17 protein-coding genes and 1 pseudogene are annotated in these 14808 nt (G+C 71.7%); 7 read left to right on the top strand and 11 right to left on the bottom strand.

Annotated elements, in window-relative coordinates; genetic code table 11:
• Nucleotides 1-291, top strand: a pseudogene (locus ITP53_RS11640) (serine hydrolase domain-containing protein); the annotation flags it as partial.
• Nucleotides 292-500: 209 nt separating this feature from the next.
• On the opposite strand, the gene secD reads toward ITP53_RS11640, so the two are convergent.
• The 6 genes from secD to ITP53_RS11670 form a co-directional block, all read right to left on the bottom strand.
• On the bottom strand, nucleotides 501-2729 hold the full coding sequence (gene secD, locus ITP53_RS11645; protein ID WP_195895366.1) for a protein translocase subunit SecD: 2229 nt from the start codon (nucleotides 2727-2729) through the stop codon (nucleotides 501-503).
• A gap of 39 nt (nucleotides 2730-2768) precedes the next feature.
• Entirely contained in the window at nucleotides 2769-3131 is a 363-nt protein-coding gene (locus ITP53_RS11650) for a hypothetical protein (protein WP_195895367.1), read from the bottom strand.
• An 81-nt stretch (nucleotides 3132-3212) separates the two neighbouring features.
• Nucleotides 3213-4145: an aminoglycoside phosphotransferase family protein gene (locus tag ITP53_RS11655; RefSeq protein ID WP_195895368.1), complete on the bottom strand. Its 933-nt coding sequence runs from the start codon at nucleotides 4143-4145 to the stop codon at nucleotides 3213-3215.
• A gap of 81 nt (nucleotides 4146-4226) precedes the next feature.
• Nucleotides 4227-4754, bottom strand: a complete 528-nt coding sequence (locus ITP53_RS11660) for a methyltransferase domain-containing protein (protein WP_207755861.1) — start codon at nucleotides 4752-4754, stop codon at nucleotides 4227-4229.
• Nucleotides 4755-4996: 242 nt separating this feature from the next.
• Complete coding sequence (locus tag ITP53_RS11665; RefSeq protein WP_207755862.1) at nucleotides 4997-5848, bottom strand: alpha/beta fold hydrolase; 852 nt, start codon at nucleotides 5846-5848, stop codon at nucleotides 4997-4999.
• A 50-nt stretch (nucleotides 5849-5898) separates the two neighbouring features.
• Entirely contained in the window at nucleotides 5899-6255 is a 357-nt protein-coding gene (locus ITP53_RS11670; RefSeq protein ID WP_195895371.1) for a DoxX family protein, read from the bottom strand.
• Nucleotides 6256-6466: 211 nt separating this feature from the next.
• Here ITP53_RS11670 and ITP53_RS11675 point away from each other — a divergent pair, with 211 nt between their 5' ends.
• A complete protein-coding gene (locus ITP53_RS11675; protein ID WP_195895372.1) occupies nucleotides 6467-7354 on the top strand; it encodes a LysR family transcriptional regulator in 888 nt (295 codons plus the stop codon).
• On the opposite strand, the gene ITP53_RS11680 is transcribed toward ITP53_RS11675, so the two are convergent.
• Nucleotides 7355-7516, bottom strand: a complete 162-nt coding sequence (locus ITP53_RS11680; RefSeq protein ID WP_195895373.1) for a hypothetical protein — start codon at nucleotides 7514-7516, stop codon at nucleotides 7355-7357. It lies immediately after the preceding gene.
• Nucleotides 7517-7575: 59 nt separating this feature from the next.
• On the opposite strand from ITP53_RS11680, the gene ITP53_RS11685 reads away from it, so the two are divergent.
• Nucleotides 7576-7749 (top strand): hypothetical protein, encoded by a 174-nt coding sequence (locus ITP53_RS11685; RefSeq protein WP_195895374.1) that lies wholly within the window; start codon nucleotides 7576-7578, stop codon nucleotides 7747-7749.
• Between the two features lie 152 nt (nucleotides 7750-7901).
• Here ITP53_RS11685 and ITP53_RS11690 read toward each other — a convergent pair whose 3' ends face one another.
• From ITP53_RS11690 to ITP53_RS11705, 4 genes are all read right to left on the bottom strand, one after another.
• Nucleotides 7902-8465, bottom strand: a complete 564-nt coding sequence (locus ITP53_RS11690; protein WP_195895375.1) for an NADPH-dependent FMN reductase — start codon at nucleotides 8463-8465, stop codon at nucleotides 7902-7904.
• Between the two features lie 95 nt (nucleotides 8466-8560).
• Nucleotides 8561-9700, bottom strand: a complete 1140-nt coding sequence (locus tag ITP53_RS11695) for an FAD-dependent oxidoreductase (protein ID WP_195895376.1) — start codon at nucleotides 9698-9700, stop codon at nucleotides 8561-8563.
• A 141-nt stretch (nucleotides 9701-9841) separates the two neighbouring features.
• Nucleotides 9842-10585 (bottom strand): alpha/beta fold hydrolase, encoded by a 744-nt coding sequence (locus ITP53_RS11700; protein WP_195895377.1) that lies wholly within the window; start codon nucleotides 10583-10585, stop codon nucleotides 9842-9844.
• A 158-nt stretch (nucleotides 10586-10743) separates the two neighbouring features.
• A complete protein-coding gene (locus tag ITP53_RS11705; RefSeq protein WP_328814374.1) occupies nucleotides 10744-11424 on the bottom strand; it encodes an MFS transporter in 681 nt (226 codons plus the stop codon).
• 284 nt (nucleotides 11425-11708) lie between these two features.
• Here ITP53_RS11705 and ITP53_RS11710 point away from each other — a divergent pair, with 284 nt between their 5' ends.
• From ITP53_RS11710 to ITP53_RS11725, 4 genes are all read left to right on the top strand, one after another.
• Entirely contained in the window at nucleotides 11709-12992 is a 1284-nt protein-coding gene (locus ITP53_RS11710) for a TetR/AcrR family transcriptional regulator (RefSeq protein ID WP_195895379.1), read from the top strand.
• Between the two features lie 20 nt (nucleotides 12993-13012).
• The gene (locus ITP53_RS11715; protein WP_328814371.1) at nucleotides 13013-13627 is read left to right on the top strand and encodes a recombinase family protein; all 615 of its coding nucleotides are present in this window, start codon (nucleotides 13013-13015) and stop codon (nucleotides 13625-13627) included.
• Nucleotides 13628-13779: 152 nt separating this feature from the next.
• Nucleotides 13780-14274: a histidine kinase gene (locus ITP53_RS11720; protein WP_195895380.1), complete on the top strand. Its 495-nt coding sequence runs from the start codon at nucleotides 13780-13782 to the stop codon at nucleotides 14272-14274.
• Nucleotides 14241-14756 carry a hypothetical protein gene (locus ITP53_RS11725; protein WP_195895381.1) on the top strand — a complete coding sequence of 172 codons (516 nt, stop codon included), beginning with the start codon at nucleotides 14241-14243 and terminating at the stop codon, nucleotides 14754-14756. The genes ITP53_RS11720 and ITP53_RS11725 overlap by 34 nt, the downstream gene beginning before the upstream one ends.
• Nucleotides 14757-14808: the final 52 nt, after the last annotated feature.

Genomic DNA, 14808 nt, shown 5'->3' on the forward strand with positions numbered 1-14808 from the left:
GCCGTCGACTTCGCCCCGCTCACCGGCACCTACCGGCGCGAGGGCGTCGCCGTCCACGTCAGCGAGCGGGCCGGCACCCCCCACCTCGTGTACGAGCTCCTCGGCGACATGAAGGACATGTCCCCGCCCATCGAGGCGGACCTCGTACCGGTGTCGAAGACGGTGTTCGCCGCCCGCGGCGACGGGCCGTTGAGCGGGGAGTGGATGCCCGTGGTGTTCTCGACCCTCGCGGACGGCACCGGCTGCGTCTACTTCGGCATGCGCGTCACGCCGAAGGTCACGTCTTCCTGATCGGGCGCACGTCTCGTCCGGGATCTGGTGTGGTTCTTCAGGTGGGGCGGCGAGTGCCACCCCACCCCCGGGCGGCCCCGCCGGAGCAGCCTGATCGTCGTCGCCGAATCCGCTACTGGCCAGGAACTTGCCGAAGGCCGCCCCCATGCCGTCCCGGTGCGGCGCCGAAGGTGAGACCGGGTCCGGAGGCGGAACTCATCGCCGGAATGTCACACCACCGCTCCCGAGCCCTCACGCCGGCGCGGCCCGCGCCGGTCGGCGGGCCGGGGCGGCGGCTTCCTGTCGAACCTGGCCAGCGCGATGGCCACGGGACCGGCCACGAACGCCGACGACAGGGTGCCCGTCACGATGCCCGCGACCAGTGCCATGGCGAAGTCCCGCAGTGAGTCACCGCCGAACGCCATCAGCGCGACCAGGATGAACAGCGCGCCGAGGCCGGTGTTCACGGTACGCGGGAGCGTCTGCAGGATCGCCCCGTTCACCGCGTCGCCGAACGGTTTGCCCGGGTGGGCCGTCCACAGCTCGCGTACCCGGTCGAACACCACGACCTTGTCGTTGACCGAGTACCCGATGATGGTCAGCATCGCGGCGAGGAACACCCCGTCGACCGGCTTGCCCAGCCACGCGAACATCCCCAGCACCACGGCCACGTCCGCGAGCAGCGCCAGCACGGCCGCCGCGCCGAACGTCCACCTGAACCTGGCCGCCAGATAGAGCAGCTGCATGGCCACGGCCACGGCGAGCGCGACCAGGGCGTTGCGGCGCAGCTCCGCGCCCAGGCTCGGGCCGATGAACTCCTCGCGCCGCTTGGTCACCTCGCCCCCGTGCCGCTCCAGGGCCTGCTCGATCGCGGCCACCTCGTCGAGGCCGAGCCGCGCGGCCCGTACGGAGACGCCGTCGCCGCCCGACTGCACCACCGCCGACGGGACCCCGGCGCGCGCCACGGCCTCGCCGGCCACGTCGGCAGGGATCGGCCGGGCGGTGGCGAACTCCACGAGCCGCCCGCCGGTGAACTCGACGCCGAAGTTCAGCCCACGGGCGGCCAGCCCGGCGGCGGCCACCGCGACGAGCCCGCCCGCGATCGCCAGCCACCACCGCCTGGCCGCCATAAGCCGGAGGTTCCTGCGGGTCAGCCAGGTCCTGACGGCTCCGGGCGAGCCCAGACCTGACGCACGCGGCCCGATCCTGCCGATGGCGGATCCGGTGAGCACACGGGTGATCAGCATGGCGGAGATGAGCGAGGCCAGCACGCCGATCGCCAGCGTCACCCCGAACCCCCTGACCGGCCCGGAAGCCAGCCAGAACAGCAGGCCGGCGGAGATCAGCGTGGTGACGTTGGAGTCCGCGATCGCGCTCCAGGCGTTCTGGAACCCGCGTTCCAGCGCCGCCCGCAGCCCCCGGCCTGGCGCCTGGGCGTACTCTTCCCTGGCCCGCTCGAACACCAGCACGTTGGCGTCGATGGCCATGCCGATCGCCAGCACGAACCCGGCCAGCCCCGGCAGCGTGAACGTCGCGCCCATGGCCACCAGCGCCGCGTACGAGATCAGGCCGTAGCAGGCCAGCGCGAGTGCCGCCAGCAGGCCGGTCACGCGGTAGACGGCGACGATGAAAACGGCCGTCAGGAGCAGGCCCACGACCGCCGCCTTGGCGCTGGCCTCGATGGCCGCCGTCCCGAGCGTCGGACCGACCGTACGCTGTTCGACCAGGTCGAGCGGGACGGGCAGCGCGCCGCCCTTGATGAGCACGGCCAGGTCGCGCGCCTCCTCGTGGGTGAACGAGCTGGCGATGTCGGCGCTCCCGCCCGCGATCCCGGTACGGCACGGCACCGACGGGTCGAGCGGCGGCGAGGAGATGATCTCCTCGTCCAGCACGATCGCGATCCTGCGCTTGGGATCGCCGGGCGGCTCGCAGGCGGCGGTGCCGGTCAGCCGCTGCCAGGCGCCCGCGTCGCGGAAGTCGAGGCTCACCCACCAGCCGGGCCCGCGCTGGGGGTCGCTCTGCTCGGCGGCGTCGCGCACGCCCTCGCCGCTGATGGCCGCGGGGCCGAGCGTCAGCAGCCCGCCGTTCTCGTCGCGTACGCCTTCCTGATCGCCCAGGACGGGATGGAACGCGAGCTGCGCGGTCTTACCGATGACCTCGGCGGCCTGGCGCGGGTCGAGCACGCCGGGCAGCTCGACGATGATCCGCCGCTCGCCGGAGCGGACCAGGGTGGGATCGACCACGCCGAGCGCGTCCGCCCGCTGGCGGAGCACGTCGAGCGCGCGGTCGGTGGCGGCGGCGTCCGCCTTGACGGTGGGCGAGTCCTTCGTCTCGAAGACGAGCTGGGTACCGCCGCGTAAGTCGAGGCCCAGGCGCGGCGCGATGGTGAGGGCCAGGGCTGATGAGATCGCGATGACGGCGAGCGCCGTCACCGCACGCCAGAACGGCGCACGGGACATGGAAGCCTCCACAGGCTCGGACGTGCGGAAAAGGGGACTTCAGAACCCTGTGGAGGGTGGCCCGCGCGCCGGGGCCGTCGTGGGGCGGCGATCCGCGGGCGCGTCGGCGGCCACGGGGGCTGCGACGACGGCCCACGTCGGCCGGGGTTGCCGGTGCCCGGAGGGGAGCACGGCGGGCCCGGCCGGGGCGGCCAGGCCGAGCAGGCCGTTTCCGGCCCGCATGGTGGTGTCGCGCGGCGGCTCCTGGCGTACCCCCTGCGGGTCGTGCGCCCACGCGGCCGCCATGCGTACGACGGCGGACTGGGTCGCCGCGGCGGTGTGCGGGGAGGTCGCGGGCAGGATCGTCGCCGGCAGGAACCAGGACAGCAGGAAGACCAGCGCGGCAGGCAGTCTGCTCCGCACCGCCTCCTCCTCCCTGTCCGTGCCCCTCACCGTAGCCCGGCCCCGGCCCGCCCGCGCGTCCCGCTGGTCGCCGCGAGGACGTCAGCCGGTCTTCTCCAGCGTGAGCGGCGGGTGCTCGCGCCACTGCGCGAGCAGGGGTTCGAGCATCGGGCCCAGCTCCGGCATCTGGGTGGCGAGCGCCAGGGCCGCCACTGCCTGGAGCAGCCTGGCCCGCTCCATCCACGCCAGCAGCTCGGGGTCCACCCGCCTGCCGCCCGCCCGCTCGTACTCCTCGACGGCGCGCGGTCCCGCCCCGGCCAGGTCCCACTCGACGGGCCCCCGCGTGACGTCCTCGAAGTCGCCGAAAAGGTGCCCGTGCGCCGTCAGCAGCACGTTGTACGGCGGCGAGTCCCCATGCAGCGTCTGCGGCCGGGCTCCGGGAAAGTAGCGGGTCAGGTCACCGGCGAGCGTCTCGGCCACGGCGTATTCCCGCTCGGCCCGGTCCAGATCGGCCGCCGTCAGCGGCTCCGGCCGGTGCGCGCGCAGCCGGGACAGCAGCTGCTCGACCCCCGGCACCAGCGGGGTCAGCACCGGCAGCTCGACGGGGCAATCCGCCATCAGGCGGTGCAGCTCGGCAACCCAGCCGGTCTGCTCCGCGAAGCGGCCCTCCAGCTCCTCCGGGCGCGCGTCGCGGATGGAGTCGCGCTCGTCCACGTATTCCCAGAACGTCAGCGACCTGTCGTCGCACTCGACCGGCTCGCGCGGCACCAGCGGGCTGGGCGGCACGACCGGCGCGCCGCGGTCGGCCAGCCAGCCCACCACGGCCAGTTCGCGCCGCTGCCTGGCCGCCTGCTCGTCGGCGGAGGAGAACGTCAAGGAAGGGACGCGCACCACGACCGGGTCGGGCGCGAGGTGGACCTGCACGTTGAACACGTCGTAGAGGACACGCGGCTCCCGCGCGGCCAGCCCGAGCCGCCGCCCCGCCCGCGTCGCCAGTTTCAGGGCGTTCTTCGCGCGTTCGCTGAGGTCGGCCATTCGCGTCATCCTTCCTGGCGGCCGCCATGGAGTCAAACGATCATGCCAAGCGCGGGCCGGCGTAGCTCCAGCGGAAAGTGACTACCCCCGCCGGGCGATGGTGAGCATGTGCCCGCTGACGCCGAGAAGTGACGGCACGCACTCCATCGAGCGTTGGGCGTCGAGCATGAGCGCCCTGCGTTCCGGGTCGTCGAGCCAGTCGTTGACATCGCCGTAGAGGTGGAAGGCGCCCTCCAGCCCGTATCGCCGGGCTTCGGGCAGACCGGCGTCGGCGAATTCGCCGGGGACCTCGTCGGGCTCATGGAGGTAGGCGGTGAAGCCGCGCATCGGGGAAAGCATGATCCCGTTCGTCATGGCCTTGTGCGCGGCCTGCCGTTGCCGTTCATCCACGTAATGGCCCAGGTAGACCGAGTCGTGCACGGCCGCGTAGCGGTTGATGGTGGCGGCCGCAACCACGCCGCCGGGCCGTACGGCGCGTGCCGCCTCCGTCAGGGCCCGCACCCGATCCGCCCGCTCGGCCAGATGGTAGAGCGGGCCCAGCAGCAGGACCGCGTCCACGCTCGCGTCAGGCAACGGCAGGTGCCGGGCGTCACCCTGCCGCGCCGTCACCCCGGGCAGCCGGGTCGTGTTGGCCGGTCCGGGGCACCGGCAACTGATTTTGCGCGCTGCTCTTTCCCACCGGTACGTTTCGGTCAAGACTTGCCCGCGGGAGATCTGGTGGCCGCGCGCTCGGGTAGGCGCGGTCCGCATGAGGTTCGGAAGCTGGGACGTGCGGATCCTGGGCGGCTGGATGGGCTGCCTGGCGATGATCGTCCTGTCGATCCTGCTGTCCATCGTGCTCACGGTCGTCGTCAACCTGCTCCTGTAGGAGCGTTCGCGGTCCAGAATCGATCCAGTTCGTCGCAGATGAAGTCGGTCCGCTCCTGGAACACCCAGTGGCCGCACCGCTCGATGACACCGCCTTGCGCCGTCGTCGCGATGGCCTTCGCGCTGTCGATGCAGTGGGATCCGAAGGACGATCGGCCGCCCCACGCCATCATCGGCACCGTCAGCTTCTCTGCGGCCAGTTCCTTGGTCTGCTCGGCCATCTGCGGAATGAACCCATAAAGGTTGAGACTGGCGCGCAGGTTACCCGGCTGGCGCATCTGCGTGGCATAGGCCTGGATTTCAGATTCCGGCACCGCAGTCGGATCGTAGGCGAAATCCCGGAAGAAGTGCCGCAAGTACTCCTCTTCGCGCCCCTCGACGAGAAAACGCGTGATGTCCATGTTCATGTGCATCCCGAGGTGCCAATAGGAAACTCGGGGATCCACGTAACCCGGGTAGTCGAGGCCGAAGAACGGCGTTTCGATCGTCGCGAGCGACAGGGCGCGACCCGTCGCCATATAGGCGAGCGCGACAGCGGACGGCCCGCCGAGATCGTGGCTGAGCACGTGAAAACGCTCAGCTTTTTCCGCGTCGAGCAGGCCCAGCATGTCGGCCGCGATCGTTTTCGGCTCGTAGCCACTGAACGGCTTCTCGCTGTCGGCGAACCCCCTCAGGTCCGGGGCGATGAAGCGATACTTGTGGCCCAGCCTCTCCATGATGACCAGATACTCGCGGTGTGTTTCCGGCCAGCCATGCAGACACAGCACGATCGGCCCCGACCCGGCGGTGACGTAATGAAGCCGCACGCCGTTGGTCTCGGCACGATCGTGTTTCATCTCCATCAGTCGCAGCTACCCACCCCCTGCCTGGTCATTCCGCAGGGCGTTCAGCGCGCGACGGCGACGGCGAGGGAGAGGGACGCGACGGCCAGGATCAGGAAGCAGCCGGGAATCGCCGTCTTCACGTACACGCGGGCCCGTACGTGCGTGGCGATGGCACCGAGGAAGAACAGGATGAGCCCGGCCGCGGCGGCGACGCCGATCCAGTCGACGCCCAGCAACCCCAGGAGCAGCCCGACCGCTCCGGCGGCCTTGAGCCCGCCGAGCAGCGGCAGCCAGGACCGCGGGATCCCCAGTTCGGCCATGTTGCCGAGGACGAACCCGGCCCTGAGGAAGTCGGCGATCGCGGCCCAGGCGTTGACCGCGATCGTGACGACGGTGACGATCGCGTACGCGGTGAACATGGAGCAGGCCCCCCGCTCAGCCGAGCAGGCGGAAGGCCGCGAAAGCCTTCTCGATCGCGTCGGTGACCTCCGCGACGCCTTCCCCGGCCACCTTGTAACGGATCATCAGAACGGGCATGACGTCTCCTCTCATCGATCGGTCGCTCGACCACCTCCAGCCTCGTGGAGGCCCGTTCTCGGCGTCCAATACCTGCGTCTATAACCTGTTGGCATGGATGTCGACACCCGGCTGCTGCGTTACTTCGCCGCTGTGGCGGAGGAAGGAAGCCTCACCCGCGCCGCGGAATGGCTGTACGTGTCGCAGCCGGCCCTGACCAAGCAGATCAAACAGCTGGAAGCCCAGGTCGGAGTGACGCTGTTCACCCGGTCCCGGGCCGGCATGGTCCTCACGGAACCGGGCAGGGCCCTGGCAGCACAGGTGCCCGCCCTGCTGGCTGGATGGGACCGGACGCTGCGGGAGACCAGGAGCGCGGCCCGCCGGGCGGCCCGCGTGCTACGGGTCGGCTTCCTGGCCAGCGCCGCCAACGAGGCCACCCAGCACATCATCGCCGAGTTCGCCCGCCTGAGGCCCGGCTGGCGGGCCGACATGCGGCAGGCGTCCTGGGCCAACCCGACGGCCGGGCTCACCCACGGCGACGTCGACGCCGCCCTGCTGCGGCTGCCCTTCCCCGGCCAGGACAGCCTGCGCGTGGAGGTGCTGTTCACCGAGCCGCGCTGCGTCGCGCTGCCCACGGCCCACCCGTTGGCCGTACGCGAGCAGATCGCCTTCATGGACCTGTGGGACGAGCCGTTCGTGGCGGCCCCGGCGGAAACGGGCCGGTGGCGGGACTACTGGCTGGCCGTCGACGAACGCGACGGCCACCCGGCCCGCGTCGGCGCCGTCACCGACCAACCGGACGAATGGCTCAGCGCCATCGCCAACGGTTACGGCATCGCCCTCGCCCCCGAATCGGCCGCCCGCTTCTACGCCCGTCCCGGGGTGATCTACCGGCCCGTCACCGGAGTCAGCCCCACCCAGGTCGGCGTGGCCTGGAGTCCCGCCGACGACGCCAACCCCGTCGTCCAGGACTTCGTCCGTTGCTGCCTGGACACAAGGTGATCACGCGAGGGCGTACGCGACGAACAGCACGGCGGGGACGACCGCGCCCGCCCAGCGTTTCCTCTCCGACGGCAGGGTGGGCCAGCGGACGGCCGTGACCACCGCCCCCGCCGCCAGGATGCCCACGCCCACGCGCAGAGCACCGGCGAGATCACGGTCCACGCGCCGACCTCGCGTCCGAGCAGGAGGATCAGGGCCGCCCACAGGAAACTCGAGACCGCGTGAGGCCGGTCGAGATCGGCCTTCCTGACGGCCGTGAACGTTCGCCCGAGGCGGGCGGCCCACCCCGCGCCATCGCCTCCTCCACGCCGGCCGAGGGCCTGCGGCGGCTCGGCGACATCCCTGACACCCCCGCCCTCCCCGACGGCGGCGGCGTGACCGAGGAGGAAGTGTAGGCCCTCAGGGGCACGGCGAATCGTCCGCCGTGCCCGGCCTGGCTGCTCCTGTCCGCCGTGGTGTCATGCTGGTTCGGGCGAGGCGGTCCCGTCTCGGGGTGGTTGGTGTCGGTTCCCGCCGCCCGCCGCGACTGGGGCGGCGAGAGGGTGGTTCAGGCGGGGGTGCGCAGCGTGGCCAGCGCGGTGGACCAGGCGATGAGCTGGTCGAGTGTGGTGGCCAGCGCGGTCGTGTGGTGGTCGGCGGGGGTGAACTCGGTGAAGCCGGTGAAGTCCTGGTGCAGGCTGAGCGCGACCTGGGCGGTGACGTCGGCGACCTGCAGGGCGCCCAGCACGGGGCGGAGTGCTTCGACGGCGCGGACACCGCCATCGAAGCCGTAGGAGACGAAGGCGGCCGCCTTGTTGTGCCATTCGGCGTGGACGCGGTCGAGGGCGTTCTTGAGCTTGCCGGGGGCGGAGTGGTTGTACTCGGGGGTGACGAAGAGGAAGCCGTCGTAGCCGGCGATGGTGCGGGCCCAGGAGTTGGTGTGGTCGTGGGTGTAGCGGCCGGTGGCCGGCGGCAGCGGCTCGTCCAGATCGGGCAGGTCGAACGCGGCAAGGTCGACCAGGTCGAATCGGGCGTCCTCGCGCTGGCCGGCGTGCTTGAGCACCCAGTTCGCGACGGGCTCGCCGCGACGGCCGGGGCGGGTGCTGGCCAGAACGACAGCGATCTTGATCATGGTGTGGCGCCTTTCAGATCGGATTGCGGGGATGGTGGCCGCCGGGCCGGGCGGCCCGGGGCGTGGGTGGGCCCGGCAGCGGGCCGGGGTGGTGGTCAGCCCGGCTGGCCGGTGAACATCTCGGCCAGCCGGGTGACGGCGTTGGGGCCGAACATCAGCTCCAGGGATGCGGCCGATTCGGCGGCGGAGGTCTCACTGCGTGCGAACAGCGCTTTTTCGTAGGCGGCCAGGGCGTTCTCGATGTCGCCGGGGTGCTCGGCGATGGCCTGGCCGAGTTCGGCGCCGTCCAGCATGGCGAGGTTGGCGCCCTCGCCGGCGAAGGGCGACATGACGTGCGCGGCGTCGCCGAGCAGGGTCACGCCGGGGACGCGCTCCCAGCGGTGTGCGACGGGCAGGGCGTGGATGCGGCGCGCGGTCAGGGGGCCGTCGGCGTTGGTGATGAGGGTCTGGAAGCGGGCGTCCCAGTCGGTGAAGCAGGCCAGCAGCGCGGCTTTGGCGGCGGGGGTGTCGGTGAAGTCGATGCCGTCCAGGTGGTCCTGTTCGGTCCGCAGGGCGGTGTAGACGTGCAGGCTGCCATCGCTTTCTCGGTGGGCGAGGATGCCGCGCGTCCCGTCCAGGGCGATGAAGAAGCCGCCACCAATGAGGTCGGCGCTGTCGGGGTGGCGGGTGTCGGCCTCGAGCAGGTCGAGTTCGACGAAGGAGATGCCGGTGTAGGCCGGGTGCGCCGCGGAGACCAGCGGCCGGATCTTCGACCAGGCGCCGTCGGCGCCGACCAGCAGATCGGCGGTGATGGTGGAGCCGTCGGCGAAGGTCACGTCGTGACGCCCGTCGCCCAGCGGGCGGGCGCCGGTGGCCTTGACGCCCCAGCGGATCATGCCGTCGGGCAGGGAGTCCAGCAGCAGGTCGCGCAGCCGGCCGCGATCGACCTCCGGGCGCCCGCCCGTGCCGTCGTCAGGCTGCTGCAGGACGACGTCGGCGTGGTGGTCCAGCAGCCGCATCTCCTCTCCGCCCTCATGAATGATCGTGCGGAATGGCTCGTACAGGCCGGCGGCGTGCAGTGCGATCTGCCCGTTGTTCTCGTGGATGTCGAGCATGCCGCCCTGGGTGCGGACGTGCCGGCCGGCTTCCAGGTCGAACACCGCCGCCTGGAGGCCGCAGGTGTGCAGGACGCGCGCCAGGGTCAGGCCGCCGAGGCCGGCGCCGATGATCGCGATGGGGCGGTGTGCAGTGGTCATGACGGTGCTCCTTGCTGGACGTGCGGGTGCAGAACGTGCGGGCGGTGGCAGCCATCTCGGGCCGAAGCGGCGGTGCGGTTCAGACTGGGCGGCCGGATTGCGGCCGGATTGGTCGGGTCCGGCCGCTGGTGGCTGGGCCGGTTATGCCAGGAAGCGGTCGATGGCGGCGAAGGTGGCCTCGGGTTCCTCGCGGATGGGCAGGTGTCCAGCGCCGGGGATGAGTTCGAACTGCGCGTGCGGGAGCGCGGCCGCGTACGCCCGCCCGTAGGCAGGGGTCACCACCTGGTCGTTCTCGCCCCAGGCCACCAGCACGGGGCGGGTGAAGGCGGCCAGGCGGGGCAGCAGGCCGGGGTCTTGCAGGTGAGGTCCGGCGTAGGCGCGCAGGGCAGTCATGGTCTGCGGGGGCGGCCCGTTGCGCGGTGCCGGTGTGGCGGCTGCGGGTGCGGGTGTGGGGCCGGCGGGGAGAGGCCCGCTGGGCAGGGTGAGCGACTGGCCGGGCACCACCGGTCCGATGGCGTCCATGAGGACGAGCCGGGAGATCTGGTGGTGGCGGTCGTCCACGGCCATCTGGGCGGCGACCCAGCCTCCGAAGGACGTGCCGAGGACCGTGACGTCGCTCAGGTCGAGGTGGCCGAGCAGGTCCAGGTAGAGCGCGGCGAGGGCGGCCACGGAGTCGAGGTCGCCGGGCCGTGCGGTGTCGTCCCAGCCCGGGTGGACGGGCGCCAGCACCCGGTGGCGAGGGGAGAAATGGTCGATGACGGGGGTGATGCTGCCGGGGCCGTGGGCGCCGTGCAGGAGGAGGATCGGGGTGCCGCGGCCGGCCTCGCGCAGGACGAGGTCGAGGCCGGGCCGGGGCTGGACGGTGCGCCGAAGCGGCGTGGTCATGGCGTTTCTCCGGGTCGAGGAGTGGACGGGGCTGCGCGGCGCCGTTGAAGTCACCGGCCGACGGCGAAGAACTCGGTCGTCCGGCCCGGCCCGTTGACCTGGGCATGTGGGCCGTACTCGGCGGTGGACGCACCTACGGACGGGTGGTGGTCACGGCGTCATCGCGGCTCGGACGGGGCGGGTGCGGGCTTGGGCGGTCGGCTGCGCAGCGGGACTTCGTTGATCAGCCAGGACAGGGCGAACCAGGCGGCGGTGGTGACGGCGACGGCCAGGAAGATCCGGCCGGTGCCATGGGCGACCGCATCCAGGTACGCGGGGCCCGTCGCGGGGGTCCGGCCGTTCAGGGCCCGGGTGAACCGGGCGCCGAAGACCACGCCGGTGACCAGCGACAGCACCGAGGCGAGGATGAAGTTGCCGCGGCGGAACATGTGCAGCGGGATCACTGGGTCGGCGGCCCGCCGCCCGGCCGCCACGAACACCGCCAGCGCGGCCGCGGCCAGCGCGGTCAGGCCGAGGATCGGCGCGGAGAGCCAGGCGTAGTGGACGCCGGCCCAGGTCGCCGCCAGCACCACAGCCCCGATGGCCACCGCCAGTGAGGCGATCCCGGCGTAGTCGATCGTGACGTTGCGGCGGGTGGCGGGCAGGTGCAGCAGCGCCGCGCACCAGGCGAAGGCCGGCAGGCCCAGCGGGATGTTGATGTAGAACGCCCACCGCCAGCTGAGGGAATCGGAGATCACTCCGCCCAGCAGCGGTCCGCCGATGGTGCCGATCGCCATGACCACCGCGGTCATCCCCTGGTAGCGGCCCCGCTCCCGGGGCGGCACCAGCGCGCCGATGATCGAGAACGCCCCCCACCATCAGGCCGCCCACGCCCAGGCCCAGCAGCGCGGTTGTCGAGCATTCCGAGCAGCATCGCCAGCATGACCCCGAACAGGATCATCCCGATCGAGCGCCCCGGCCGGCGCGGGCGCCTGCGGGACGGGCGTGTCCGCCGTGTCGGCCGTGTCGGCCATGACCGATCACCCCCAAAAAAACAAGAACCAGCACACTCGTGCTGTCACTTCGAAACCATAACAGCTCCACTGAAAGAGTTGTTCCGGCAGGTGCCGTTAGACTGGGGGGCATGACCGAGGCCACCATGGGGCGCAGAGAGCGCAAGAAGGCCCGCACCCGGCAGGCGATCGCCGACGCCGCGCTGCAGCTGTTCCTGGAGCGCGGCTTCGATCAGGTCGCGATCAAGGACGTGGCCGAGGCGGCGGATGTGTCGATGAGCGGGCTGTTCAAGCACTTCCCGACCAAGGAGGCCCTGGTCTTCGACGAGGAGGACGACGTCCAGGCCAGCCTTGTCTCCGCGGTCGGTGACCGCCCGCAGGGAACATCGGTCCTGCAGGCCCTGCGGGCCTGGCTGCTGACCCGCGCCTGCGAGGGTTCCGCCGATCCGCGCACGGCCGCGTTCCTCGACCTCATCGCCCGCACCCCGGCGCTGAGCGACTACGCCCGCCGCATGTGGCGGCGACACGAAGAAGAACTGGCCCAAGCGATCCGCCAGGCCGGGCCGGACACCCCGCGCGCCGACATCGCCGCCCGCGCGGTGGCCCGGTTCGTCCTGGATCGCGCCCAGCCCTGGCAGCCCGGTGATTTGCACGCCGAGCTCGATGCCGCTTTCACCCTGCTCACCCACGGCTGGCCGGCACCCGAACTGCACGCCACGCCGCATCCCCCGCCCTGCACGGCCCCATCCTCCTCCTCGGCGCCGCCGTCACCGGCCCGCCCGCCGGGGCTACGCGAACGCAAGAAGGCCGCCACCCGGCAGGCCATCACCGAGACCGCAGTGGAGCTGTTCACCGTGCGTGGCTACGACAACGTCGGGGTCCGCGAGATCGCCGAGGCGGCCGGCACCTCGATCGCGACCTTGTTCACCTACTTCCCCGACGGCAAGGCCGGCCTGGTCTTCCCCGGCGACCGCAGCGACCACATCGCCGCTCTCGTCCGTACCGTCCATTTCCGCCGGCCCGGGCAGAGCGTGCTCGCAGCACTGCACGACCACATGGCCGGGCGCGGCCCGTTCGAGGCGAACCCCACGCCCGATGAGCAATGCGTGCTCGACCTCATCCGCGCCACCCCGGAACTGCGCGACTACGCGCTGCGTTCCTGGATCGTGGCCCAGGAACCGCTCACCACCGCCATCGCTCAAGAGGCCGCGCTGCGCGCCGACGACCTCACCGCCCGGCTCCTGGCCCGCTACGTCCTGCAGATACCCGACCTCGCCGCCGCCACCGCCGACGCCCGCCGCACCCTGGACGTGGTCATCGGCCTCCTCGAACGCGGATGGCCTGCCAGCCTCACCAACCAACCACCGGAACACCGCCCGGGCGGGAGAGCTCCCCAGTCAGGGTGTTCCGTATAGGTGTTCCGCGTACTGTTCCGGTGAAGGGGCTATCCAGAACACTTGAGGGCCTGAACGGAACCCGCGTCGGCTACGCCCGCTGCTCAACCGACGAGCAAGACGTGATCATCCAGACCGAGCAACTCCTGACCCTCGGCGTCCCCGAAGACCGGATCTACATCGACCGCGGCTTCTCCGGCACCACCCGCCGCAACCGCGCCGGCCTCGACCAGGCCCTCGCCGCCGTATGGGACGGAAGTATCTTCACCGTGACGAAGTTCGACCGGTTCGCCCGCAACATGGCCGAGGCCAACGAGATCCTCACCGGCCTGTCCGGACGCGGCGTCCTGTTCGGCCTGAACGCCAACGTCTACGACTGGACCGACCCGTTCGGGCGGCTGTTCCTGCAGACCCTCGCCATGGTGGCCGAGTTCGAGGCCAACCTCGGGCACTTGCGGACCCGTGAGGGTATGACCCTGGCCAAGAAGAACGGCAAGCTCAAGGGCAAGCAACCCAAACTGCCCGAACCCGCCCGACGCTCCATCCGCCGACGATACGCCGCGGGCGAGGTGTCCCTGGCCGACCTGGCCACCGAGTACAGCGTCGGACGCTCCACCATCCACCGCATCATCCACGGGCCAGAAACCTCCGGGTAGAACCCTTAAGCGATCACATACCGGAACCGGTCGTCACGCTTCGCGCAAGATCATTCTCACCGCCAACGGCCGCTCCTGGGTTCCCCGACCCCGGAACACCTCGGGTGATCTTGTCGAGAAACGAACGTTATCGAGACGCGAACCGGTCACTGGTGTACGCCAGTGTCGTCGCGATCCTGGTCGTCGGCTACGTGGCCGTCGTGGCGCTGCTGGCCGGCGGGCTGAGGTTGTCGCAGACGATGGCCGCCGCGCTCACCGCGGCGGGCGCGGCCCTCGCGCTGGCGCCGCTGCGCAACCTCGCGCAGAGTACGGTCAACCGGGTGATGTACGGCGACCGCCACGACCCCGCGAGCGCGCTCACCCGGCTCGGCACCCGGCTGCAGGCGGTACGGCTGCACGACGACCTGATCAGGTCGCGTGCCGAGGTGGTGGCCTCCCGGGAGGACGAGCGCCGCCGGCTGCGCCGCGACCTCCACGATGGGCTGGGCCCGGCTCCGGCCGCCATCGGGCTCAAGGCCGGGCTCGCGGCCCGCACGAAGCCGGATGGTTTCCCGGACCGGCCGGGACGGATGTCCCGTGACGGCGGGACGCGGGCCCACCCATCCTGGCCGCCATGCGGACACGGATGGTCAGCGGACTCGGCCTGATGGCCTCAGGGCCGATCTGTCTCGCCGGGTCCATGACACACCCGGCATCCTGTGACCTCCTCTGGGCCGCCGGCGCCTGGCTCGCCGTGGCGGCGACGGCGCTGGTGTACCGGGACCTGGCCGGCCCGGCGGCCGGCAGCGCCCGCGCGCCCGCCGCCGTCGCCATGGCGCTGCTGGGCGTCGTCGCGTCGGCCGGGACGGTGGAGGCGACACTCAGAGCGGCCGGCGACCTGGCGCCGCATGCCGTCACGCTGCTCGCCCTGCTCTGGGCCGCCGCCGCCGGCGTGGCGGGGCTGGCGTACGCGGCAGGCCGCGCCGGGCTGATACCGGCGGCGGCCGGCGTGATCGCCGCAGTGGCCGCGCTGCTCGGCACGCTCACCGGTGACCCGGGCGCTCCCTATCTCCTCGGCGCCGTCCCGCTCGGCGCCGGGCTGCTCGCCGAAGCGATCCGATCACGCTCGTTGAAGGGACCTGCCTCATGAGAACCGTCAACAAGATCGTCTCGTACGCATCCACATCCGCGCCGAACCGGCG

It is taken from the genome of Nonomuraea cypriaca (genome assembly GCF_015645445.1).
GTDB lineage: Bacteria > Actinomycetota > Actinomycetes > Streptosporangiales > Streptosporangiaceae > Nonomuraea > Nonomuraea cypriaca.